The 20,467-nt window shown below is 61.7% G+C and carries 22 protein-coding genes and 1 tRNA gene; 9 read left to right on the top strand and 14 right to left on the bottom strand.

The annotated features are described in order from the left end of the window. Positions 1–16: 16 nt before the first annotated feature. The 4 genes from ABI_RS03700 to ABI_RS03685 form a co-directional block, all read right to left on the bottom strand. Positions 17–1,432, bottom strand: a complete 1,416-nt coding sequence (locus ABI_RS03700) for a DUF6880 family protein (RefSeq protein WP_006271495.1) — start codon at positions 1,430–1,432, stop codon at positions 17–19. A gap of 141 nt (positions 1,433–1,573) precedes the next feature. Next, a complete protein-coding gene (locus ABI_RS03695) occupies positions 1,574–2,860 on the bottom strand; it encodes a WD40 repeat domain-containing protein (protein WP_040308545.1) in 1,287 nt (428 codons plus the stop codon). A 70-nt stretch (positions 2,861–2,930) separates the two neighbouring features. Further along, positions 2,931–3,368, bottom strand: coding sequence for a hypothetical protein (locus tag ABI_RS03690; protein WP_006271492.1), 438 nt, complete (start codon positions 3,366–3,368; stop codon positions 2,931–2,933). After that, entirely contained in the window at positions 3,365–3,625 is a 261-nt protein-coding gene (locus ABI_RS03685; protein WP_006271491.1) for a hypothetical protein, read from the bottom strand. The genes ABI_RS03690 and ABI_RS03685 overlap by 4 nt, the downstream gene beginning before the upstream one ends. A 114-nt stretch (positions 3,626–3,739) precedes the next feature. Between ABI_RS03685 and ABI_RS23365 the strand changes: the two genes are divergently transcribed. Beyond that, positions 3,740–5,647 carry a caspase family protein gene (locus ABI_RS23365; RefSeq protein ID WP_006271490.1) on the top strand — a complete coding sequence of 636 codons (1,908 nt, stop codon included), beginning with the start codon at positions 3,740–3,742 and terminating at the stop codon, positions 5,645–5,647. A gap of 143 nt (positions 5,648–5,790) precedes the next feature. Here the strand turns inward: ABI_RS23365 and ABI_RS03675 are convergent. Both ABI_RS03675 and ABI_RS03670 read right to left on the bottom strand, forming a co-directional pair. Then, positions 5,791–5,865: transfer RNA gene (locus tag ABI_RS03675), tRNA-Gly, on the bottom strand. 111 nt (positions 5,866–5,976) lie between these two features. Then, entirely contained in the window at positions 5,977–6,963 is a 987-nt protein-coding gene (locus ABI_RS03670) for a 2-hydroxyacid dehydrogenase (protein WP_006271489.1), read from the bottom strand. 183 nt (positions 6,964–7,146) lie between these two features. Here ABI_RS03670 and ABI_RS03665 point away from each other — a divergent pair, with 183 nt between their 5' ends. The 7 genes from ABI_RS03665 to ABI_RS03640 all read left to right on the top strand — a co-directional run bounded on the left by ABI_RS03665 (position 7,147) and on the right by ABI_RS03640 (position 11,827). After that, on the top strand, positions 7,147–7,737 hold the full coding sequence (locus ABI_RS03665; protein WP_006271488.1) for an SH3 domain-containing protein: 591 nt from the start codon (positions 7,147–7,149) through the stop codon (positions 7,735–7,737). A gap of 134 nt (positions 7,738–7,871) precedes the next feature. After that, on the top strand, positions 7,872–8,390 hold the full coding sequence (gene fabA / locus ABI_RS03660) for a 3-hydroxyacyl-[acyl-carrier-protein] dehydratase FabA (protein ID WP_006271487.1): 519 nt from the start codon (positions 7,872–7,874) through the stop codon (positions 8,388–8,390). A gap of 48 nt (positions 8,391–8,438) precedes the next feature. Beyond that, the gene (gene fabB, locus ABI_RS03655; RefSeq protein WP_006271486.1) at positions 8,439–9,662 is read left to right on the top strand and encodes a beta-ketoacyl-ACP synthase I; all 1,224 of its coding nucleotides are present in this window, start codon (positions 8,439–8,441) and stop codon (positions 9,660–9,662) included. 189 nt (positions 9,663–9,851) lie between these two features. Next, positions 9,852–10,667: an enoyl-ACP reductase FabI gene (locus ABI_RS03650; protein ID WP_006271485.1), complete on the top strand. Its 816-nt coding sequence runs from the start codon at positions 9,852–9,854 to the stop codon at positions 10,665–10,667. 4 nt (positions 10,668–10,671) lie between these two features. Beyond that, on the top strand, positions 10,672–11,244 hold the full coding sequence (locus tag ABI_RS03645; RefSeq protein ID WP_006271484.1) for an ATPase: 573 nt from the start codon (positions 10,672–10,674) through the stop codon (positions 11,242–11,244). Further along, a complete protein-coding gene (locus ABI_RS25525; RefSeq protein ID WP_006271483.1) occupies positions 11,244–11,417 on the top strand; it encodes a hypothetical protein in 174 nt (57 codons plus the stop codon). The genes ABI_RS03645 and ABI_RS25525 overlap by 1 nt, the downstream gene beginning before the upstream one ends. Continuing rightward, positions 11,414–11,827 (top strand): metallopeptidase family protein, encoded by a 414-nt coding sequence (locus tag ABI_RS03640; protein ID WP_006271482.1) that lies wholly within the window; start codon positions 11,414–11,416, stop codon positions 11,825–11,827. Before ABI_RS25525 ends, ABI_RS03640 begins: the two co-directional genes overlap by 4 nt. 1 nt (position 11,828) lies before the next feature. On the opposite strand, the gene ABI_RS03635 is transcribed toward ABI_RS03640, so the two are convergent. The 3 genes from ABI_RS03635 to ABI_RS03625 all read right to left on the bottom strand — a co-directional run bounded on the left by ABI_RS03635 (position 11,829) and on the right by ABI_RS03625 (position 14,234). Further along, the gene (locus ABI_RS03635; RefSeq protein ID WP_006271481.1) at positions 11,829–12,398 is read right to left on the bottom strand and encodes an HAAS signaling domain-containing protein; all 570 of its coding nucleotides are present in this window, start codon (positions 12,396–12,398) and stop codon (positions 11,829–11,831) included. A 4-nt stretch (positions 12,399–12,402) separates the two neighbouring features. Continuing rightward, positions 12,403–12,756 (bottom strand): PadR family transcriptional regulator, encoded by a 354-nt coding sequence (locus tag ABI_RS03630; RefSeq protein ID WP_040308890.1) that lies wholly within the window; start codon positions 12,754–12,756, stop codon positions 12,403–12,405. 248 nt (positions 12,757–13,004) lie between these two features. Next, positions 13,005–14,234 carry a multidrug effflux MFS transporter gene (locus ABI_RS03625; RefSeq protein ID WP_245531291.1) on the bottom strand — a complete coding sequence of 410 codons (1,230 nt, stop codon included), beginning with the start codon at positions 14,232–14,234 and terminating at the stop codon, positions 13,005–13,007. 150 nt (positions 14,235–14,384) lie between these two features. On the opposite strand from ABI_RS03625, the gene ABI_RS03620 reads away from it, so the two are divergent. Next, positions 14,385–15,401 (top strand): alpha/beta hydrolase, encoded by a 1,017-nt coding sequence (locus ABI_RS03620; RefSeq protein WP_006271478.1) that lies wholly within the window; start codon positions 14,385–14,387, stop codon positions 15,399–15,401. Between the two features lie 130 nt (positions 15,402–15,531). On the opposite strand, the gene ABI_RS03615 is transcribed toward ABI_RS03620, so the two are convergent. Genes ABI_RS03615 through cysG form a run of 5 tightly spaced genes read right to left on the bottom strand, consistent with a single transcriptional unit; the run spans position 15,532 to position 20,147 of the window. Next, positions 15,532–16,275 (bottom strand): phosphoadenylyl-sulfate reductase, encoded by a 744-nt coding sequence (locus ABI_RS03615; RefSeq protein WP_006271477.1) that lies wholly within the window; start codon positions 16,273–16,275, stop codon positions 15,532–15,534. A gap of 16 nt (positions 16,276–16,291) precedes the next feature. Next, on the bottom strand, positions 16,292–16,807 hold the full coding sequence (locus ABI_RS03610) for a DUF934 domain-containing protein (RefSeq protein ID WP_040308544.1): 516 nt from the start codon (positions 16,805–16,807) through the stop codon (positions 16,292–16,294). Next, a complete protein-coding gene (locus ABI_RS03605; RefSeq protein ID WP_006271475.1) occupies positions 16,794–18,437 on the bottom strand; it encodes a nitrite/sulfite reductase in 1,644 nt (547 codons plus the stop codon). Before ABI_RS03605 ends, ABI_RS03610 begins: the two co-directional genes overlap by 14 nt. Before the next feature lie 13 nt (positions 18,438–18,450). Beyond that, positions 18,451–18,768 carry a DUF2849 domain-containing protein gene (locus tag ABI_RS03600; RefSeq protein WP_006271474.1) on the bottom strand — a complete coding sequence of 106 codons (318 nt, stop codon included), beginning with the start codon at positions 18,766–18,768 and terminating at the stop codon, positions 18,451–18,453. Then, positions 18,765–20,147, bottom strand: a complete 1,383-nt coding sequence (cysG, locus tag ABI_RS03595) for a siroheme synthase CysG (protein WP_006271473.1) — start codon at positions 20,145–20,147, stop codon at positions 18,765–18,767. The genes ABI_RS03600 and cysG overlap by 4 nt, the downstream gene beginning before the upstream one ends. Between the last annotated feature and the right edge of the window lie 320 nt (positions 20,148–20,467).

Genomic DNA, 20,467 nt, shown 5'->3' with positions numbered 1-20,467 from the left:
CACCACCCAAGATGGCTTATGTCACCAGGGTCCAGAACTCGTGCTTGCGGCTGTGCTGGATACGCAGCTCCGTGACATAGGCGTCCTGGGTTTCGAAGCCGGCATAGTCTTCGATCCGCGCCGCCAGCCGCCGAGCCTCGTCGAAATGCTCTGAGGCCCGGAGCAGATCGATCTCACGGTAGTTGGCCAGATTGGCATCCAGCATCCGGCGCAACAGCAGGGTTGCCGCAAGGGGATACCGCGCCGTCAGCTTTTCGGCGGCGACCGGCACAATGTCCTCACCCTTGCCGCGGATCTCACCTGACCGTGCGATGACCAGCCGCGCGGCGTGGTCCAGCGACGGCCAGGCGATCAAAAATTCCAGGGCGGCATGCACGTCGGGATAGGCAAGGACAAAGTCCATGGCCGCGTCCTCGGCTTCAACGTCGTCGAAGTCCGCCAACCGCTTCAAATAGGCCTTCAGAACATCGCGGTTCAGGCTGTCATGGAAGACCTTGAGGCGGAAAGCCTGGGCCTCCTCACCGCGATTCAGCGCTTCCAGGGCCTGGAGGCGCTGCGTCTGCCATTCCGCTGTTGGGTCGCCCCTGGCCTTGTCCAGCACCGCCAAGGCCTCTTCAGCACGCCCAGCCCCCAACAGCCGTTCCGCCACCTCGGCGGCGACGTCGGGCTGACGGATGTCGGGCTGCAGAGCGATATAGGCGTCGACATCGCCCAGAGCGTCGGCGATCTCCAGCAGGGCCTGATGCAGGATCCGCGGGCGCGAACGGCGCAGCGCCTCACGCTGCTGCACCCGCCCACGCCGCCACCGCGACATGCGGCGCGTGCCGGCGGCAGGCCGGGCCTCAACCGCCTTTCCGCTGGCCAGAAGCCGTGTACGGACTTCGCGCAGACCGTCAGGCCCCAACAACGGCGCCAGGATCGGGATCAGGGCGTCGTTCTGGCCATAGCTGTTGATGAGCACGGCGAAAGACACCTTTTCAATCAGGCCCGACACCTCCGGGCGAACAGCAGTGGCGATGGCCTCCAGGTCCTCGCAGGCCTGCTGAAAGATGGCAAAGACGTCACCGGACTTGTCGCTTGCCCGTTCCAGCACCGACGCACTGAAGAAGATGAATTGCCACAACAGGTCCAAAGCGTCGGCGGGCGACGCCTTGGCCACCTGATCGACGATCAGCCGACGCTGGCTGTCCAGGTCGGCCTTGAAGGCCTTCAGACTGCGCCAACCGATATTTGTGGTGGCATTGCCGATCGAGGTCAGACGTTTGCGGATCTCGTGGACCAGCTTGTCCGGACTTTCGACGCCGGCCAGTTCCATGCGCAGCCGGCGCTTGGCATTGGCGTTACCGGCGCTGATCTCCATCAGAAGCGCGGCCAAACGTTCGGCGCCGAGCGCTTCGAGGTTCTTTTCGTTGAGAGTCGTCTTGGAGGCCATGGACAGCAGAGTCGTTCATGCCGGATCAGAAGGCAAACAAGATTTCCGCTTTTGCAACGACGTTCGCCTTTTCCCACTGAAAGGCGGGTGAATTCCCGAACCTTTCGAAATTATCCAGGCGATGTTCAGCGCGGGCCAAGGTCAGTTGGCCTTTTGCTCGCAGGGGTCCGTCGTCTTCTTGACGCCGTACGTGGACGCCTCGGCAGGCGAGAGCACCAGTTGATTGTTTAAGCCCCACCGGTGGCAGGCTTGCTCGACAAGGTCGGCGGGGGCCATCCTCAAGCGCGGATCCAGTCTGTAGGTATGAACGACATGTAGGCCATCGATCGTCACCGGACCTTCGTCACGCCAACCGGGCTGCGAGATATTGGAGATGGCGCCTGGCGCGCCCACAATGCGCTGGGTGCGAACGTCGAAGATACGCACGGACTTGTAAAGTGTAAGGGCAATCAAACGACCACCATCCAAGGTTTGAGCCTGATCGACATCTTTTAGGATAACCGGATTTCCCACAGGCTCAAAGGTTTCTAGATTCCACACCTGAACCTCGTAATCCCATCCAAAGTCCCGGGAACGACCTGAACTTTCTGACGAGACCAGGAAACGGCTATCCTGTGTGAATGCAGCACGTATAGGTCCGTTATCTGTGAGGGTTAGTCTAACAGTGCGACTGCCGACATCCCAAATCTGTTTGGAAAAATCGGATCCTGGCTTCCATTGCGGCTCTCCGGCAAGAAAACGACCGTCGGGCGAAAGATAGGACCGGTCGCGAATGCTATTTTCAGGGAAGCTCTCTGTGTGATGGCTTCCCGTCGCCGGATCCCAGATATGTAGAATGTCGTCGCCGATGGCTGTCATCCGGCTTCGATCGTTTGGAACCTGCCAGCTGTACATGTAGGGCTCAGCAAGTGTGACACCGAACAGACCTTCTCCGGAGACAGCGTCTTTCAACGTCACCTGATCGTGTTCCCAAACGATAAGAGTCGCCAGGTCGGGTGACCTGGCGAGATAACTCCAAGGCGGGATCGTCTGACGCGACAGCAATCGGCCTGAAGGCAACGCGTATAACTCTGAAACCTCTACGTCCCTGTCCTGTTCGTTTGTGAGGATCATTATTTTTGAACCATCGGCGGCGATCAGGGCGTGAGCCGGAATAACATCGCTTCTCGATTCGTACTTCGGGAAGGCTGCCCGGCCCGTTTCGACGAGAACAGGCCGTTCAGACATCACGGCTTCCAATAGCAGGGCTTCGGCCAGTGGGGCGTCAGTTTGCAGCGCAGCTAAAGCCAGACGCGCACCGGTGACGGCATCTCCACGGTCCAGCGCACTTGCCGCAGCAGCGGACAAGGACGGAGGCGCTTCAGCCAGTGTGCTACTGGCCATGGCGAGGAAGCCTGTTATGGCAAGACCGGCGTGCCTGAAGTGCATGATACCCCCCTAGATCAAGCGCGACATACTCCCGCACTCCCTTATTGAAGGCAAGTATCTTTACGCGACCTTACGCGTGGACAGCACGCACCTGAAGGTCCGGCTCGCACCACCCCAACCGCGCCTCCCGCGAAAACAGCCGGTCGCGGCTATAGAATCGCAGTGGATAATCCTTATCACCGATGTCTGACGCCAGCATGGCGCGGCAGGCCGCCGCCGCATCCGTCGTATCCGGTCCCGCCATGAAAGCGGAAATGGCATCGAGGTAAAACAGAGTGATGGTGTGGTGATAACCCGAACTGTCCGTGTTCTGACCACCGGTGGCGACATTGTACGCCCGGATCAAATCTGGCAATTCCGCCTTCAGATCGATCTCCGGCCGGCGCAGCAGTAACCACGCCGTAACCAGACAGTGGGCGTCATGCCGCCACAGGTCGGCGGGCAGGGAATGGTCCAAAAACCTATCGGCGAGAGCCTGCAAATCAGCTTCGCTGTCGAACGGCGTCATGTTTCTTCCCGCAGCTTGTGGGCATCGTCGGCTGTCAGATCCAGGCCATAGACAGCTTTCAGAGCGGCAATGTGTTGCAATGTGTCCTCGCCAAAGGGCGTCTTGCCTTCGAAGGCATGCAGGGCGATGCCCTCAATCAGGTCACCCAGGCTGATGTCGCGCAGCTCCGCCACCGCCTTTAAAACTTTCAGCAATCGCGCCTCAATGCGCACGCCGGTCTGGACACGTTCAACCTGCTTCATGTTATTTTGGTACATAAATAACATTTCCGAGTCAAGGTGACAAAGGCTGTAACTTGTATCCAGACCCCATTTGTGGCACCACATTTCAAAGGTTCATGGAATAGCGGACTAAAAAAGGGGAGTACAGGGATGAAGCTGTGGTTGAGCCTTGTGGCCGCTTTCACGCTATGGTGTTTGGGCACCGTCGCCCATGCCGCCGAACCCGCCAAGTTCGCCCTGGTCATCAACCAGGTCGGTTACACCCACCTGACGCCTCTGCCCGACACCGACAAGGAAGCCTCCCAGGTCACCGGCGCGCTGAAGAAGGTCGGGTTTGAGGTCACCACCGTGCGCAATGTCAATCTGGGCGGCCTGCAGACCACGCTGAAGGACTTCCGTCGTAAGCTGGCCGCTTCCCCCGGCGCCATCGGCTTTATCTACTATACCGGCCACGGCATGGCCGACCCGACCGATGAAAAGGGCGACAACTACCTGCTGGGGATCGATGCCGATGTCCAGGTGGTCGCCGACCTGCCGGCCTCAGGCATCAAGCTCAGCGACCTGGTCAACCAGATGTCGCGCACCGATGCCTCGGCGGTGATCATCGTCGTCGACGCCTGCCGCAATACCCCCAGCCTCGGCAAGGCCGGCACCAAGGGCCTGGTCGCCGTGGCGGCCGAGCCCAACACCCTGGTGGCCTATGCCACGGATCTCGGCGATATCGCCTCGGTGGGCGTCTACGCGCCTGTCCTGGCCCGTGAGATGGTCAAGCCAGGTCTCAGCGTCACCCAGGTCTTCGACGCCGTCCAGATCGAGGTGTCGAAACAGACCGGCCGCAAGCAGCGCCCGTGGTCGAACAACCGCATCTATGACGTCATCTGCCTGGCCGGCTGCACGGTGAACATCAATGTCACCGCCCCCCAGGTGGTGACCCAGCCCGAATCGATCGAACAGACCTTCTGGGCCTCGGCCAAGGACTGCGGCGACTATCGCGCCTATCTCAACAAATACCCCAACGGCGAATTCGCAGAAATGGCCCGCACTCGGCTGGGCGCACCGCTCTGCAACATCTCGCGCAACCCGACCTCGTTCGACGCCGGCCTGGCGCCGGCCCTGACCTCCGTGTCGGAAACCCTGTGCGACGCCAAGGCGGGCGGACAGTTCGACGACGACCGGCCGGCCGCCAACGGCTACATGGCCTTTGCCAGCATCGTCTCGGCCGATGCCGTCTCGGTGTGCCAGCAAGCGGTCGACTCCAACCCCAAGAACCGTCGGATGATGGTCAATCTGGGCCGCGGCTACCTGGCCGGTTCCAGTTTCGAACTGGCCGAACAGTGGTTCAAGAAGGCCGCCGATGCCGGCAGCGCCCAGGGCATGTTCCAGCTCGCAATGATCGCCAACAAGGGCGGCCAGGATCCGGCGGGTGATCAAGCTGCCCGGCCGTGGCTGCTGAGTGCGGCAGCACTCGGCAATGCCGAGGCCATGGAGTATGTCGGCATCTTCTACAGCTACGGGCGCGGCGGACATCCGCAGGACCCGGCCCTGGCCAAGGCCTGGTACGAAAAGGCCGCCGCAAAGGGCTCACCCTATTCGACGGCAGCGCTTGGCGGCATGGCCTTTTATGGTCAGGCCGGTGACCAGGACTATATCCTGGCGCGTGGCTGGTTCAAGCGCGCCGCCGACATGGGCTATGCCCCGGCCATGAACAGCCTGGGCCTGATGGCGGAACAGGGCCTGCTGCAGCCCAAGGACGCCAACCTGGCGCGGGAATGGTATGAAAAGGCGGCCGCGGCCGGCGATGCCGGTGGCATGACCTCCCTGGGAACCCTCTACTACAACGGCACCGGCGTGACCAAGGACCTGGTCAAGGCGCGGCAATGGTTCGATGCCGGGGCGCGTCGCGGTGATGTCAACGCCATGGCCAATGTCGGAATGATGCAGCAAAACGGGCTGGGCGGCCCGGTGGATTTAAAATCGGCGCGGTACTGGTACGACCTTGCGGGCAAGGGCGGTCACGCCTGGGCGGCGCAGCAATTGAAGTCGATGCCGGCGGGTTAGAACCTCACCTACAGCAAGTCGAAGAGCACGGCATTTGCCGCGGCCGGTCCTGTTGAACGGCGGCACGACATGGTCCGTGTGCTGACGACAGCGTTGCGAGCAAAAGCGTCAAAACGCGACGGTTTTGAAATGTCAGGAGGAATTGGAGCGGGCGAAGAGGATCGAACTCTCGACATCCACCTTGGCAAGGTGGCGCTCTACCGCTGAGCTACGCCCGCTCATGTCCGTAAACGCGGGAGAAACCCGCCGGAGAGGCGCGCCTTATAGCCAGAAGGCCCGACAGCGCGCAAGTGCTTATTTTCCGAATCCTGTGAAAAACTTTCCGGGCCTCACAGCATGGCCGGAATAACCCTATCCGGTGGCCGATGGCCGTCCTGGAAGGTCTTCACATTCAGGATGACCCGGTCGCCCATGTCCGTCCGCGCTTCGATCGTCGACGACGCCATGTGCGGCAGCAGGATAGCGTTGGGCAAACCTATCAGCTCCGGATTAATCGCCGGCTCACGCTCATAGACGTCCAGCCCGACACCGGCGATACGCTTTTCACGCAACATGGCCGCCAGGGCCTGTTCGTCGACGATCTGACCGCGCGCCGTATTGACCAGCAGGGCGTGCGGCTGGAGCTTTGCCAAGCGTTCAGCGTTCAGCATGTGATAGGTGCTGGACCCACCAGGTGCGTTGATCGAAATCACGTCCATGCGCGACAGCATCTGGTCCAGGTCGTCCCAGTAGGTGGCGCCCAGCTCGTCCGAGATGCGTGCCGAGACCGGCTTTCGGTTGTGATAGTGGACGCTCATGCCAAAGGCGCGCGCACGGCGCGCCAGGGCCTGGCCGATGCGGCCCATGCCGATGATGCCTAAGCGCTTGCCATAGACGCGGCGGCCCAGCAGGAATGTCGGCGACCAGGCCGAGAACTCGCCCCTCTGCACGATCTCAGCGCCTTCAACGAAGCGGCGGGAGACGGCGAGGATCAGGCCCATGGTCATTTCGGCGGTGTCTTCGGTCAGCACACCCGGGGTGTTTGTGATGATGATGCCTTTTTCAGCACCCTTGACCACGTCGATATGGTCGTAGCCGACGCCGAAATTGGCGATCATCTTCAGCCGCTCCGGGGCGGCGTCGAAGAATTCGGCATCGATGCGGTCGTTGATCGACGTCACCAGGACGTCGCAGTCCTGAGCCGCCTGTAGCAGCTTGTCGCGTGGCATCTGCGACAGGTCGTACCACAGGGTGGTGTTGAACAGCTCCCGCATCCGTGTTTCCACCGGTTCCGGCAACTTGACGGTGAGGACCACCTTGAGTTTCGCAGCGCTCATGAAAGCCTTTTATATCTTTTTCACCGCGCCCGTAACCGATCCTTTCCCGAGACCGGCGGAAGCGATGATGCTTTGTGCATGTGGTCGGCTAAATTATCTTTGGGTTAACCAAATCTGAACCTTGCCCGCCAAGAATGGCACGCGACACGGCGTCCGATCCGGCGCCCCCAGCTTATCCAAGCCATGTTTGACAACCGCCGCCCCGACATAAACGCGTTGACCCAGTCAGTTCAAGCCCTTCCCGACCGTTTTTGCCATGCCGCAGCGGCTTTCGCCCTGCTGGCCATGCTGGCTGTGCCGGCGCAGGCGGCTGACCCGGTGGAATATGATACCCCCTCCAAGGCCGTCGTGCCGCGCTGGGCCATGCTGGGCAAGAACGAGGTCAATGCCCGTAATGGTCCGAGTCTCGACAACCGCAAGGTCTGGACCTATCGCAAAGCGGGCGTGCCGGTGCAGATCATTTCCGAGACCCGCGACTGGCGGCTGATCTGCGATCCGGCGGGTGGCGTGGCCTGGGTGAAGAAAAGCATGCTGCGGTCGCCGCGCAACGTCATCACCCCGACCCAGAAGCTGGAGATTCGCACCGACCCCAAGGCCGATGCGGATGTCAGAGCGATCGTACGGCCGCGCAGCATCGCCACCATCGAAACCTGCAAAGACGACTGGTGCAAGATTTCGGTCGCCGGCCAGACCGGGTGGGCACCGAAGACTGTTCTGTGGGGAACCCAGACGACAGCGGTCTGCGCCCGGCCCAATCCGCTGGCCGAAAGATAAGCGCCCAAAAAACGCCAGATAAAAAAACAATTGAGCCGTGGCGCGGCGTCGTGTAACGCACTGTCCAATTAAGTTACAGATCGTGATCGCGCTTACGGGGAGCGTGGGTACGTAATATGGAGCCCATTGAACGGATGACGGATCGCCCCAACGCGTTTGACTACGAAGCCCTGCTGGCCTGCGGGCGCGGTGAGATGTTCGGCCCGGGCAATGCCCAACTGCCGGCACCACCGATGCTGATGTTCGATCGAATTCTTCAGATCACCGACAACGGCGGCACCCACGGCAAGGGCTATATCGAAGCCGAACTGGATATTCATCCCGACCTGTGGTTCTTCGCCTGCCACTTTATTGGCGATCCGGTCATGCCGGGCTGTCTGGGTCTGGACGCCATGTGGCAGTTGGTCGGCTTCTATCTCGGCTGGCGCGGCAATGCCGGCCGCGGCCGCGCCTTAGGGGTGGGCGACGTCAAGTTCACCGGCCAGGTGACCCCCGATGTCAAAAAAGTGACCTATAAGATCGATATGAAGCGCGTCATGTCGGGCAAGTTGATTATGGGCATCGGCGACGGGGTTGTCGAAGCCGATGGCAAGCTTATCTATGCGGCGTCGGGGCTCAGGGTTGGGTTGTTCGACGCCAAGGACCTGGGCTAAAGCCCCGTCCGCGTCATAAGAGAACTGGTGGGATTGCAAGGACTAGGCATGCGTAGAGTCGTCATTACCGGCATGGGAATCGTCTCCTCCATCGGCAACGGTGTCGAGGACGTCACCAGATCCCTGCGCGAGGCGCGTTCCGGCATCGTGGCTGCCGAAGATTATGCCCGCCTGGGCTTCAAGTGCCAGGTCCACGCCGCGCCGAAGATCGAGGACTGGACCAAGCTGGTCGACCGCCGCGCCGCCCGCTTCCTGGCGCCCGGCACCGCTTATGGCCACATCGCCATGGAACAGGCGATCGCCGCCTCGGGCCTGGAAAAGTCCGAAATCTCGCACGAACGCACCGGCATCATCTTCGGTTCGGGCGGGCCTTCGACCCGCGCCATCGTCGAAGCCGCCGACACCACGCGTGAAAAGAACTCGCCCAAGCGCATCGGGCCCTTCGCCGTGCCCAAAGCGATGTCCTCCGGTCCCTCGGCGACGCTCGCGACCTGGTTCGAAATCCGCGGCATCAACTATTCGATCTCGTCGGCCTGCGCCACGTCGGTGCACTGCATCGGCGCCGCCGCCGAACAGATTCAGATGGGCAAGCAGGACATCATCTTTGCCGGCGGCACGGAAGAACTGGACTGGACCCTGTCGGACATGTTCGATGCCATGGGCGCCATGTCGAGCAATTTCAACGACCGCCCGGCGGTCGCCTCACGAGCTTATGACCGCGACCGCGACGGCTTCGTCATCGCCGGCGGGGCCGGCCTGGTGGTGGTCGAGGCGTACGAACACGCCAAGGCGCGCGGCGCCAATATTGTCGCCGAAATCGTCGGCTACGCCGCCAATAGCGATGGCTATGACATGGTCGCGCCATCGGGTGAAGGCGCCGAGCGCTGCATGAGGCTGGCCCTGGCCGAGGCCGGTGGCCGCAAGATCGATTATCTCAATCCGCACGGCACTTCGACGCCGGTGGGCGACTCCAAGGAGATGGGCGCGGTTCGCAATGTCTTCGGTGACAACGGCCCGATGGTATCCTCGACCAAGTCCCTGACGGGTCACTCGCTGGGGGCTGCCGGCGCCCAGGAAGCCATCTACTGCCTGCTGATGATGCAGAACGATTTCGCCGCCGAGAGCGCCCATATCGAGAACCTCGATCCGGAATTCGACGGCATGCCGATCCTGCGCCAGCGTTATGACGGAAAGATCGGCACGGCCATGTCGAACTCGTTCGGCTTTGGCGGCACCAACGGCTCGATCATCCTCAGCCGCGAAGACCTGTAGGTTTACACGCGCCCTTCCACCCCAACTGTGGGCGTCCCAAAGCGAAGCTGGCCTTCTTGACGGCAGAACGGCTTGCTTTTGCGCGCGTTATTTGCTCTTAACGGCCTCTCCTCCCCATGTCATGGGGAGGGGGACCACGAAGTGGTGGAGGGGTCATGCCGCCTCCACCTGAGCACAAGGACGACGACGATGGCCGATGAATGGAACTTCCCCAAGGGCGACCTGATGAAGGGCAAGAAGGGCCTGATTATGGGCGTCGCCAATGACAAGTCCATCGCCTGGGGCATTGCCTGCCAACTGGCCGCCCAGGGCGCCGACATCGCCCTCTCCTATCTCGGCGAAAGCCTGCTGCGCCGCGTCCAGCCCCTGGCCGACTCGATCGGTGTCAAGCACCTGATCGAATGCGACGTCACCAGTGATGCCTCAATGGACACCGCCTTTGCCCAGTTGAAGGAGATCTACGGCGAGATCGACTTCCTGATCCACTCGGTTGCTTTCGCCAACAAGAACGAACTCCAAGGCTCCTTCGTTGAGAACACCACCCGCGAAGGCTTCCTGCTGGCCATGAATGTGTCGGCCTTCTCCTTCGTCGACAGCGCGCGCCGTGCGGCGGAACTGATGCCCAATGGCGGCTCTCTGATCACCATGACCTATCTCGGATCCGAGCGTGTCATCCCTAACTACAACACCATGGGGGTCGCCAAGGCGGCGCTGGAAGCCTCGACACGCTATATCGCCCGGGACCTGGGCCCCAAGGCCATCCGCGTCAATGCCATCTCGGCCGGCGCCATGCGCACCCTCAGCCTGGCTGGCATCTCCGGCGGCCGCGCTCTGCACGCCAAGGGCAAGGCCTTCTCGCTGATGAAGGAAGATACCGCCATGGAAGGCGTCGCTGGTGCCGCCCTGTGGCTGGCCTCGGACCTCAGCCTGACGACCACGGGCGAAGTCGTCCATGTCGATTCCGGCTTCCATGTGGTCGGCCTCCCCGACGATATGGAGATGTAAGCGGATGCCGCGGTGTATCGTCATCGCGGGACCCAATGGCGCCGGCAAGACGACGTTTGCGCTCAAGTACTTGCCGCGCGCCGGGGTAGAGACCTTTCTCAACGCGGATATGATCGCGTCGGGTCTGTCGCCGTTTGCCCCTGAAAAGCAGGCGGCAGCGGCGGGGCGATTATTCCTCGAACAGATCGAGATCTGCATTTCAGAAGGGCGAGATTTTGCCTTCGAGACCACCCTGTCCGGCCGGGCCTATCTGAGAATGATCGAAAGGCTACAGGCATCTGGCTGGACTGTGGAACTCATTTACCTGGCGTTGCCCAGTGCCGACATGTCTATTCAACGGGTAGCGGAACGTGTCGCGCATGGCGGACACCATATCCCCACTGCCGACATCCAGCGCCGTTATCCTCGAAGTTTGCGAAATTTGCTGAATGACTATAGTATGAAGGTTGATGAGTGCCATTGCTATCTCAACACCGAGTTCCTGACGCATCCGGTTTTCCAGCGGTATGGCGAAACACTCGTTGTTCGGGATCATGATGTGTATCGTCAGCTTGAAAGACTTGCAGGTCTAAATTGATGCCCGTGCCACCCGACGCCAAGGAAAAGTCTGACGCGATATCCGCGGCGCTTCGCGACGCTGTGGCGGACGCCCTCGACCGCAAGCGCAAGCTCGGTCAGTACTGGGTTGTGTGGGATGGCGAAAAGCCGGTCGAGGTTCACCCGGACACCAAGCAGACCGCTGCCGAATGACCATCAAATCCTATGGCGAGGCGCCGACGCTCGACGATATCGAGATCGTCGCCCGCAGCACCCTCAAGAAGCTGCCTCATCCTTTTGACCGTCACCTGCGCGATGTCGTGGTGATCGTTGAGGACTTCCCCAATGCCGACATGTTGCAGGAACTGGGCATCGAAGATCCGTTCGAACTGACCGGTCTCTATACCGGACGGCCGGCGGAACTGGAGGCCATGACCGGCGATATGCCGTCGATGATCCACCTGTTCCGCCGGCCGATTCTGGATGAATGGGCCGAGGGCGGCGTGACGCTCGAAGACCTGATCGCCCATATCCTGATCCACGAAGCCGGCCACCATTTCGGGCTGTCGGACGACGACATGGATTGGATGGAAAACCTGCTCAAGAGCGGCACGGCCCACTGATTTACCCGACGATCGTCTCGTTCTTGATGCTGCGGATAGCGGCCAGCAGGCTGCCGCGCGCCAGGAAGCCGCCGATCACAATAAGGCCGAAGAAGATCAGGTAGACCCAGTTGCCGGCCAGTTCGGTCGCCACCGACGGATGGGACGTGGTGCCCAGGATGAAGCTGTCGCTGCCTTCCATCCAAAGTCCGACGGCGGCCGGATTGATCAGCTTGAGCACGATCGAAACGATCGAGCCCAGCGCGATGCTGCCGAAGAGAAGGGCGCCCATCAGGCCGAAGAAGGCGATGATGCTGCGCGAGGTGAAGCCGGCCAGTGTGGTAACCATGACAATGATCCTTTTTGAGGTGAGCGCCCGGTCGAGGGCATGTTGATCGACAAATCCCTGCGCATAGGCCTTGGCTGTGCCGAAGCCGTGCAGGGCGGACTCGGCTGATAATCCGGCGGCGAGGCGTTCTTCCAAGTGGCCGCGCGCCTCGGCCACCACATCGGCGCGCTGGGCGTCGGGCACAGTGGTCAGGGCGGCGTCCAGCGCCTTAAGCCAGGTTTCGATGGTGTCCCGGTCGGTCATGACATCAGGTCCTTTGCAAAAAAGCGTTGAGACGGCCGGTCAGGTCCAGCCAGACCTGGCGCTGGTCGGCCAGGTCCGCCGCGCCTGAAGCTGTCAGGCCGTAATATTTGCGGGGGTGCGAGGCGCCGGCCTCATGGCGCCATTCCGCCTGGATAAATCCGGCCTTTTCCAGTCGATGCAGCAGCGGGTAGAGCGTGCCCTCGGCGAGATCCAACCCGGCCTCGTCGCGCAATTCGTCCAGGATGCGCAGGCCATATTGCGGCCCGCGATCCAGCAGGCTCATCAGGGCCAGTTCCAGCACACCCTTGTACAACTGGGTGCGGCGGCTTTCCGGCGATTTGTCGGCAGGTGGCGGCATGTTGCTTTCCAAAACCATATACTTTGTTATGCAGGGTATATGGTTTTGCAGCATGCTTTGCAAATTAAATGTCTGTTAGATTCAGGAGGCGGTCGGGGCCCAGTATCGTGATTTCGAAGTTCGTACGATTATTTATATCGCCCACGGTACGAACTTCGAAATCAAAACGACACTAAAATTCAATAAGTTGCTGGTGTCCGTTCCATTCTGAAATTCGCATAAAGGCCGATATCAAAATCGTGCGAATTTCAGAATGAGGACACCAGGCGGCTACGTTGGTTCAGCGCGACGAAGGCCAGGGCCACAAAGCCGCAGCCGGCAGCACCCAGCGGCAGCAGCCAGATGCCCCCGGTCCAGGCCTGGCCGATCAGGCCGGAAATGATGCCGGCGCCGATAGTCGAGACCACCCCCTGCAGCGACGAAGCGGTGCCGGCGACATGGCCGACCTTTTCCATGGCCATGGCGCCAAAGTTCGACGTGGTCAGCGACATCAGGCCCATGGTCAGGGATTGCAGGATGACGAAGCTGAGGATGGTTTCCAGTCCCGCCAAGGTCCAGGCCAGATGGATCAGGGAGACCGCGATAAAGCCGATCAGGGCGGTGTGGGAGATACGTTTGGTGCCCAGGCGCTCGACGATCGAGGCATTGAGGATCGAGGCCCCGCCCATGGTGGCGGCGCAGGCGGCGAAGATCCCCGCCATCAGCTCGGGCCGGCGGAACACGTCTTCGAAGATCTGGGGCATCAGCGACACATAGGCCAGCAACGAACCGATCAGGAAGGTGATGCCCAAGGTGTAGTAAAGCGATCCCGGCTCGGTCACCACAAAGAAGGCGACCCGGCGAAGGTGGCCCAGGTCCGGCTTGCGGCGTTTTTCCGGCGGATGGGTTTCTGGCAGGCGCAGCCACGCCCACACGCCGGCAATGACCCCGAAGGCCGCCATGCTAAGGAAAATGACCGGCCACGGCGCCACCAGCAGCACCAGTTGCCCGAAACTGGGCGCCAGGATCGGCACCAGCAGGAAGACGACCAGGCTGATCGAGGTCACCTTGGCCATCTTGGCGCCGCTGTAGAGATCGCGGATGATGGATCGCGTGACGACACCGGAGGTCGAGACGGCAAAGCCCTGCAACAGGCGAATGACGAGTAGCAGGCCGAAATCATGGACAAAGGCAGCGACCAGGGCGAAGACGACATAGAGCATGACGCCGCCGATCAGGATACGTTTACGGCCCAGCCAGTCAGACAGGATGCCAAACGTCAGTTGGCCGGCGCCCATCCCCAGGAAATAGATCGAAATCAGCCATTGCAGATGATTGGGCACATCGACGCTGAGGTCCTTGCCGATGGTCGGCAGGGCCGGCAGGATGGCGTCGATACCCAGGGCACCCAGCGCCATCAGCATGGCGATCAGGGCGACAAACTCGGCAAACGGCGGCGCTTTCGTCTCAGAAATGGGCTCAGGGGTACGCTCGGACATAGGCCGGATATAGGCCGATTGTCTCGCAGACGCGAGGAAAAACCTGATAAATGAAACCATCTACGGCCTCGGGCCTCCGTTTGCCGAAGCCTGGGACCCGCTCGGCGGGGCAAGCTTGCCTGCTACGGGTGATCCAGGAAAGGTGGCGGCATGATCCGTTTCGCCCTTGTCCTGCTGGTCCTTTTGGGAAGCGCCGCCCCGGCCGTCGCCCAGAGCCGGCTGGTCAGCGAGCGCTTGGTGTCAAAGGCCTTTTCCGGCAACCGCATCGGGACGGCGGCGGAGCGCCGGATCACCGTCTATCTGCCTGCGGACTACGATACGGGCGCCAAACGCTATCCCGTGATCTACTATCTCAACGGTTTCTGGGAAGACGAGACCCGGCCGTTCGCCATTACGGATGCGAAGACGCAGTTCGATAAGGCCGGCTTCATCGTCGTGACGGCCGATTTCACAACGCCAGCCGGAACCTCGTGGTATGTCAATTCGCCGGTGACCGGTCATTGGGAAGACTTTCTGATCGGGGAACTGGTGCCCCATATCGACGCGCGCTACCGCACCTTGGCCACGCGCGAGTCACGCGGCGTTGCCGGCGACCGGGTCGGCGGGCATGGCGCCATCCGCTTCGGCATGAAGTATCCTCAGGTCTTCGGTGCGGTCTATGCCCTGCATCCGATCGGCGCCGGCTCCGGCCTGGTCCCGATGCACACACGGCCGAACTGGGATCGGCTGACAACAGCGAAATCGGTGGACGACCTGGGCGATGACTTTATGTCGAAGATCTTCACGTCGATCTTTCAGGCGCATCTTCCCAATCCGGATCGTCCACCCCTGTATTTCGATCCTGTCGCTGAAGAGGTCGACGGAGAATTACGGGTCGATTCCGCGGTACGCCGTCGCCTGGGCGACAGCTTCGCCCTGGAAAGCCTGGTGCCGGCCTATGCCGGTAACCTGAATAGCCTGCGCGGTTTCAAGCTCGACTGGGGCCGCAACGATGCCAACCAGGATCATGTCTGGTCACTACAAGCCTTTGTCCGCACCCTCGACGAATATGGCGTGAGCTATGAGGCCGAGGAGTATCGCGGAGGCTTTGGCGACCGCACCTGGGGCGATGACGGCCGCGTGGCGACCGACCTGCTGCCCTTCTTCGAGCGGGTACTGATCCGTTAGAGCGCATCTACTGAGTTTCCACGCGCGAGTCTCCCCCGGATGGGCGTGTGGCAAGACGAAGGCGGGGACCGCCGTCCCGGTCCCCGCCTTCAAACTATTCGGTGTCCCCAGCGTCGGCGCGCCATACACCCTAAATCCCGTCGCCGCCGTAGATCGGGTTGTGGATGCCGCATTCGACCTTTTCCATACCCGCCCAACGGCCCGAGCGCGCATCGGCGCCCTGCTCCACCGGCTTGGTGCAGGTAAAGCAGCCAATCGACGGGAAGCCCTGCTCGACCAGCGGATGCGGTGGCAGATCGTGAGCCAGAAAGTACGCCGCGATATCGTCCGCATTCCACGTCGCCAGCGGATTGACCTTATAGTGCCGGCCATCAAACTCAACGATCGGCAGCTTCGCCCGCGTCGCGCTCTGGTGACGCTTGCGGCCCGAAATCCACGCGCCCCACTTTTCCATTTCGCGGTTCAGCGGCCGCACCTTGCGAAGGTCACAGCACTGGTCCGGCTGGGTCCGCCACAGAGTGTTCTTGCCATCTTCGGCCGCGGCTTCCTCGGCATCCGCCTTCAGATTGACCAGGTTGGTCAAGCCCAGGCGCTTTGCCAATTCGTCGCGGTATTGCAGGGTCTGGAAGAAGTGCCGATCGGTGTCGAGAAACAACACTAGCAGGCCCGGATCAATCTCCGAAATCATATGCAGCAGCACCGCCGAATCGGCACCGAAGCTCGACGACAGGGTAATGTCGCCGAAGAATTCGTTGCGGATGGCGTCACGCAGGATCTCCTGCGCGGTCATGGTTTCATAACGCGCGCTCAATTCGGCGGCACGTTGCACGCCTTCGCTGGGCGCCTGTTTCAGCGTATCGATCAGGACCGTCATGGTCGGGTACTTTCGTTTAAGCCAGCGTGTGTCGCTTGGCCCAGGCGGGGCGATTGGCATCGGCCGCCCCTTGATAAAAGGTGGTGAAACGCTGCGCCGCCGAGGTGATGGCCTGGGACGGATCCTTGTCCTTGACCAAAAACTCGTCGAAGCCACAGCGCAGCATATAGAAAAGCTGGTCACGGAGGACGTCACCGACGGCACGGATAATGCCGGTGTAACCGAAATCCTCACGCAGAATGCGCGCCGTCGAATAGCCGCGGCCATCGCGGTAACCGGGGAAGGCAACCTCAATCAGGGCAATCTTCTCCAGGAACGGTTCCAGCAGGCGGACATCGTCGCCCGGCATGACGCGCACGCCGTAGTGGCCGTTGCGGCCGTCGAGCTCGCGCAGGGCACGTTCGAAACCGAGAATAAAAGGCCCGTCAGCGCCCGTCGTGTCGTCGTCGGCCAGAAGCGTCCAGCCGTCCGGGATGACGGCGCCGTCACGGGTGACCAACTGCGGGGTATGGGTCGAATTAGGCTGGCTCATGCAGGGCTCCGGCGAAGGTTTCGCGACCGACGCGCTCCAAAGTATCGATAAATCGTTCGTCATCGGACGTGCGCAGGTCGAGATACAGCCGCACCACGCGCTCGATGGCGGCCGGCACGGCCTCGGCCGGCAAACCCTTGCCGGTGATGACGCCCAAGGCCGCCTTCTCGTCGGCACGGCCGCCCAGCAGGATCTGATAGAATTCGATGCCCTGCTTGTCGACGCCCAGGATGCCGATATGACCGACATGGTGGTGGCCGCAGGCATTGATGCAGCCCGAAATCTTGATCTGCAGATCGCCGATCTTGTCGCTCAGCTTGGCGTCTTCGAAACGCTGCGAAATGTCCTGGGCCAGCGGAATCGAGCGCGCATTGGCCAGCGAGCAATAGTCGAGCCCCGGGCAGACGATCATGTCGGTGATCTTGCCGACATTGGCCGTCGACAGGTTCACCGCATCCAGTTGCCGGTACAGCTCATACAGGTCGCCCTTATGAACGTGCGGCAGGATGATGTTTTGTTCGTGCGACACGCGCAGTTCGCTGTAGCCAAAGGCGTCCGCGACATCGGCCATGACGTCCATCTGGGCCGAAGACGCATCACCCGGCGGCAGACCGACAGGCTTCAGCGAAATGGTCACCGAGGCATGGTCGTCGCGCTTGTGCGGGTTGGTGTTGTTCTTGACCCAACGCGCGAAAGCCGCGTCGGCGGTTTGGGCGCGCTCAAAGGCGACGCGGTCGAAGGCGGCCGCCTTGAACTCAGGATCGGGGAAGAAGCTTTTCAGGCGATCGATTTCGGCGACCGGGGCATCGACCTTGGCCTGGTCCATGCGCGCCCATTCTTCTTCGACCTGGCGCTTGTATTCGTCGGGCCCCAGGGCGGCGACCAGGATCTTGATGCGCGCCTTGTAGATGTTGTCGCGGCGGCCATAGCGGTTGTAGACGCGCAGGCAGGCTTCGAGATAGCTGAGCAGTTGCTCGCCCGGCAGGCCGGTGCGGATGCAGTGACCGAGCGACGGCGTACGCCCCATTCCCCCGCCGACATAGACGTCGAAGCCCTCCGGCTTGGCGTGCAGGCCGATGTCGTGGACACGGATGGCGGCGCGGTCTTTCCGGGCGCCGGTGATGGCGATCTTGAACTTGCGCGGCAGGAAGGTGAATTCCGGGTGGTTCGACGACCACTGACGGATCAGCTCCGCCCACGGACGTGGGTCGCTGTGTTCATCGCGGGCAGCACCGGCGAACTGGTCGGTGGTGGTGTTCCGGATGCAGTTGCCTGAGGTCTGCAAGGCATGCATTTCGACTTCGGCCAGCTCTTCCAGGATCTTCGGCGTCTCGGCCAGCTTGACCCAGTTGAACTGCAGGTTCTGGCGCGTGGTGAAGTGGCCGAAATCGCGGTCATAGGTGCGCGCAATATGGGCGAACTTGCGCATCTGCTTCGACGACAGCACGCCATAGGGCACGGCGATGCGCAGCATATAGGCGTGCAGTTGCAGATACAGACCATTCATGAGGCGCAGCGGCTTGAACTGGTCCTCGGTGATGTCTCCGGACAGGCGGCGCGCAACCTGGTCGGCGAATTCGATATTCCGATCACGGACGAAAGCGTGATCGAAGTCGTCATATTTATACATGTTTGCGGACATATCAGTTCTCGAAGATATCGGCACGATTATGGGCAGACGCAATCGCGTCAGCCGTTTGACCAATAGTGGGACCGTTGGCCCGGACGAATTCGCGGACGTGCTCGCGCTGAACCGGGGTGCCAGTTTCGGTGAGCGGGATCAGGTACGGCGCAACGACATCGGTTTCACGCAGCTTCCAGACGATCAGCAGGGCGTCGGCGTCGTCATCCGACAAGCGCGAAGCCAGGGCAGCGTCCTCGCCCCAGGTCCCGGCCTCCAGCGTGCCGGTATACCACAAGGTCAGGCCGTCGGTCAGACGGTTGGCGGTGAGCAGTTTCATGCGTGGGCTTTCTCGACGATTTCGGTGACGGCGGCGCTGCCATAAAGGCTGGCGACTTCGCCGATGATCAACAGGGCGGGACCGCGCGGCGGCGTAGCCGCGAGATCGGCTTCCAGCTTACCCAGGGAGGTCAGGGTGCGGCGCTCATCGGGGCGGGTGCCGTTCTCGATGATCAGCACTGGCGTGTCGGGCAGGCGGCCATGACGGATCAGCGTGCCGGAGATCTCATGCGCCGTCGCCACGCCCATATAGACGACCAGGGTGTGGTGGGCGGCCGAAAGGGCCGACCAGTCCAGCATCAGCGGGTTGGCAGGATCGCCGTCCTTGGAATGGCCGGTGATAAAGGTGACGCTCTGGGCGTGGTCGCGATGGGTCAGCGGCACACCGGACGAGGCGGCGCAACCCAGTGCGGCGGTGATGCCAGGCGTGACATGGACCTCGATGCCTGCCTCACGCAGAGCCTGGACCTCTTCACCACCGCGCCCGAAGACGAAGGGGTCGCCGCCCTTCAGACGCACGACGCGCTTGCCCAGACGGGCCTGCTCGACCAGCAGGTCGTGGATCTGCTCCTGCGGAACGGAATGGTTGGAGCGCTGCTTGCCGACATAGAAGCGTTCGGCATCGCGGCGAGCCAGGTCCATGATGGCGTCCCCGACCAGGCGGTCATAAACGATGACATCGGCCTCACCCAGCAGGCGCAGGGCCTTCAGGGTGAGCAGTTCCGGATCGCCCGGACCGGCGCCGACCAGGTGCACGACACCCGTGCGTTCGCCACGCGTCACCAAGGCCTGCTCGACGGCCTCATCGACCTGACCGGCGCGCGCCAAAGTGGCCGCCGGAGATTTCAGGACATCTTCCCAGACGCGACGACGGTCATCGACATTAGGGAAGGCTTCGCGCAGCTTCGGGCTGAGCCTGAGGGCGAATTCGGCGAGATGGGCTTCCGACGGCGGGATGGCGGCTTCGATCTTGGTCCGGGTTTCGCGCGCCAGGACGGGAGCGACCCCGCCGGTGGCGATACCGATGCTCAACGGGCCACGATCGACGATGGCCGGAAAGTGGAAATCCGACAGGTCGGGAAAGTCGACGACATTGAGCGGCGCGCGCGCGGTGCGGGCCAGTTCGGCGCCCTTTTCGGCCAGGGCGCGGTCTTCGAAGGCGACCACGATCAGGGCGGTATCGCTCAGTTCGGCAGTGTCGGGCCAGCGACTATGAAGGGTCGCTTCGGCTTCGATGTGGGTCGGGTCGGTCGGGGTGAAGATGGTGAGGTGGGCCGGCGTCCGGCGCAGCAGGTTGACCTTGCGCACCAGCCATTCGCCGGCGCCGATAAGCACGACGCGGCGGTCTTTCAACGGCCAGGACAGGGGCAGGGCTAACATGGGGTCACTTCACTCGGACAGGCGCTTAGAGACGGTTTTTCAAAACCGAAAACCATTTCGTATCCGCAGCCTATGTAGGGTTTTTGCCCTTTGAAATAAAGCGATGGTTTGTGACGCCTGAGTTAAGGGCGACTAACCTTCTGTTGTGCAAACAGACAACGTTTGTGTTCTGTGGCAAACAAGAAGGTTGACCACGGAAAACTCGGAAGCGCCGCCTGCGGCGGCGACACTGAAGGCACGGAATTCAGGTCGACCGCTCTCCCGCGCGAAGCGCCTTCAATTCATCTCAATTCGAAGGCGCTTAGAGCGCATACCAAAAA

It is taken from the genome of Asticcacaulis biprosthecium C19 (assembly GCF_000204015.1).
In the GTDB taxonomy this organism is placed as follows: domain Bacteria; phylum Pseudomonadota; class Alphaproteobacteria; order Caulobacterales; family Caulobacteraceae; genus Asticcacaulis; species Asticcacaulis biprosthecius.
This window is presented reverse-complemented; position numbering and strand designations above follow the sequence as displayed.

Bases quoted from the DNA above. Each gene is read 5' to 3' on its own strand.
- ABI_RS03685 (WP_006271491.1), bottom strand. From the start codon at position 3,625: ATGTACCAAAATAACATGAAGCAGGTTGAACGTGTCCAGACCGGCGTG.
- ABI_RS03695 (WP_040308545.1), bottom strand. From the start codon at position 2,860: ATGCACTTCAGGCACGCCGGTCTTGCCATAACAGGCTTCCTCGCCATG.
- ABI_RS23365 (WP_006271490.1), top strand. From the start codon at position 3,740: ATGAAGCTGTGGTTGAGCCTTGTGGCCGCTTTCACGCTATGGTGTTTG.
- ABI_RS03665 (WP_006271488.1), top strand. From the start codon at position 7,147: ATGTTTGACAACCGCCGCCCCGACATAAACGCGTTGACCCAGTCAGTT.
- ABI_RS03650 (WP_006271485.1), top strand. From the start codon at position 9,852: ATGGCCGATGAATGGAACTTCCCCAAGGGCGACCTGATGAAGGGCAAG.
- ABI_RS03625 (WP_245531291.1), bottom strand. From the start codon at position 14,234: ATGTCCGAGCGTACCCCTGAGCCCATTTCTGAGACGAAAGCGCCGCCG.
- ABI_RS03610 (WP_040308544.1), bottom strand. From the start codon at position 16,807: ATGAGCCAGCCTAATTCGACCCATACCCCGCAGTTGGTCACCCGTGAC.
- ABI_RS03645 (WP_006271484.1), top strand. From the start codon at position 10,672: ATGCCGCGGTGTATCGTCATCGCGGGACCCAATGGCGCCGGCAAGACG.
- ABI_RS03670 (WP_006271489.1), bottom strand. From the start codon at position 6,963: ATGAGCGCTGCGAAACTCAAGGTGGTCCTCACCGTCAAGTTGCCGGAA.
- fabA (WP_006271487.1), top strand. From the start codon at position 7,872: ATGACGGATCGCCCCAACGCGTTTGACTACGAAGCCCTGCTGGCCTGC.
- ABI_RS03600 (WP_006271474.1), bottom strand. From the start codon at position 18,768: ATGAAACTGCTCACCGCCAACCGTCTGACCGACGGCCTGACCTTGTGG.
- ABI_RS03690 (WP_006271492.1), bottom strand. From the start codon at position 3,368: ATGACGCCGTTCGACAGCGAAGCTGATTTGCAGGCTCTCGCCGATAGG.
- ABI_RS25525 (WP_006271483.1), top strand. From the start codon at position 11,244: ATGCCCGTGCCACCCGACGCCAAGGAAAAGTCTGACGCGATATCCGCG.
- ABI_RS03630 (WP_040308890.1), bottom strand. From the start codon at position 12,756: ATGCCGCCACCTGCCGACAAATCGCCGGAAAGCCGCCGCACCCAGTTG.
- ABI_RS03640 (WP_006271482.1), top strand. From the start codon at position 11,414: ATGACCATCAAATCCTATGGCGAGGCGCCGACGCTCGACGATATCGAG.
- cysG (WP_006271473.1), bottom strand. From the start codon at position 20,147: ATGTTAGCCCTGCCCCTGTCCTGGCCGTTGAAAGACCGCCGCGTCGTG.
- ABI_RS03605 (WP_006271475.1), bottom strand. From the start codon at position 18,437: ATGTATAAATATGACGACTTCGATCACGCTTTCGTCCGTGATCGGAAT.
- ABI_RS03620 (WP_006271478.1), top strand. From the start codon at position 14,385: ATGATCCGTTTCGCCCTTGTCCTGCTGGTCCTTTTGGGAAGCGCCGCC.
- ABI_RS03700 (WP_006271495.1), bottom strand. From the start codon at position 1,432: ATGGCCTCCAAGACGACTCTCAACGAAAAGAACCTCGAAGCGCTCGGC.
- ABI_RS03615 (WP_006271477.1), bottom strand. From the start codon at position 16,275: ATGACGGTCCTGATCGATACGCTGAAACAGGCGCCCAGCGAAGGCGTG.
- fabB (WP_006271486.1), top strand. From the start codon at position 8,439: ATGCGTAGAGTCGTCATTACCGGCATGGGAATCGTCTCCTCCATCGGC.
- ABI_RS03635 (WP_006271481.1), bottom strand. From the start codon at position 12,398: ATGACCGACCGGGACACCATCGAAACCTGGCTTAAGGCGCTGGACGCC.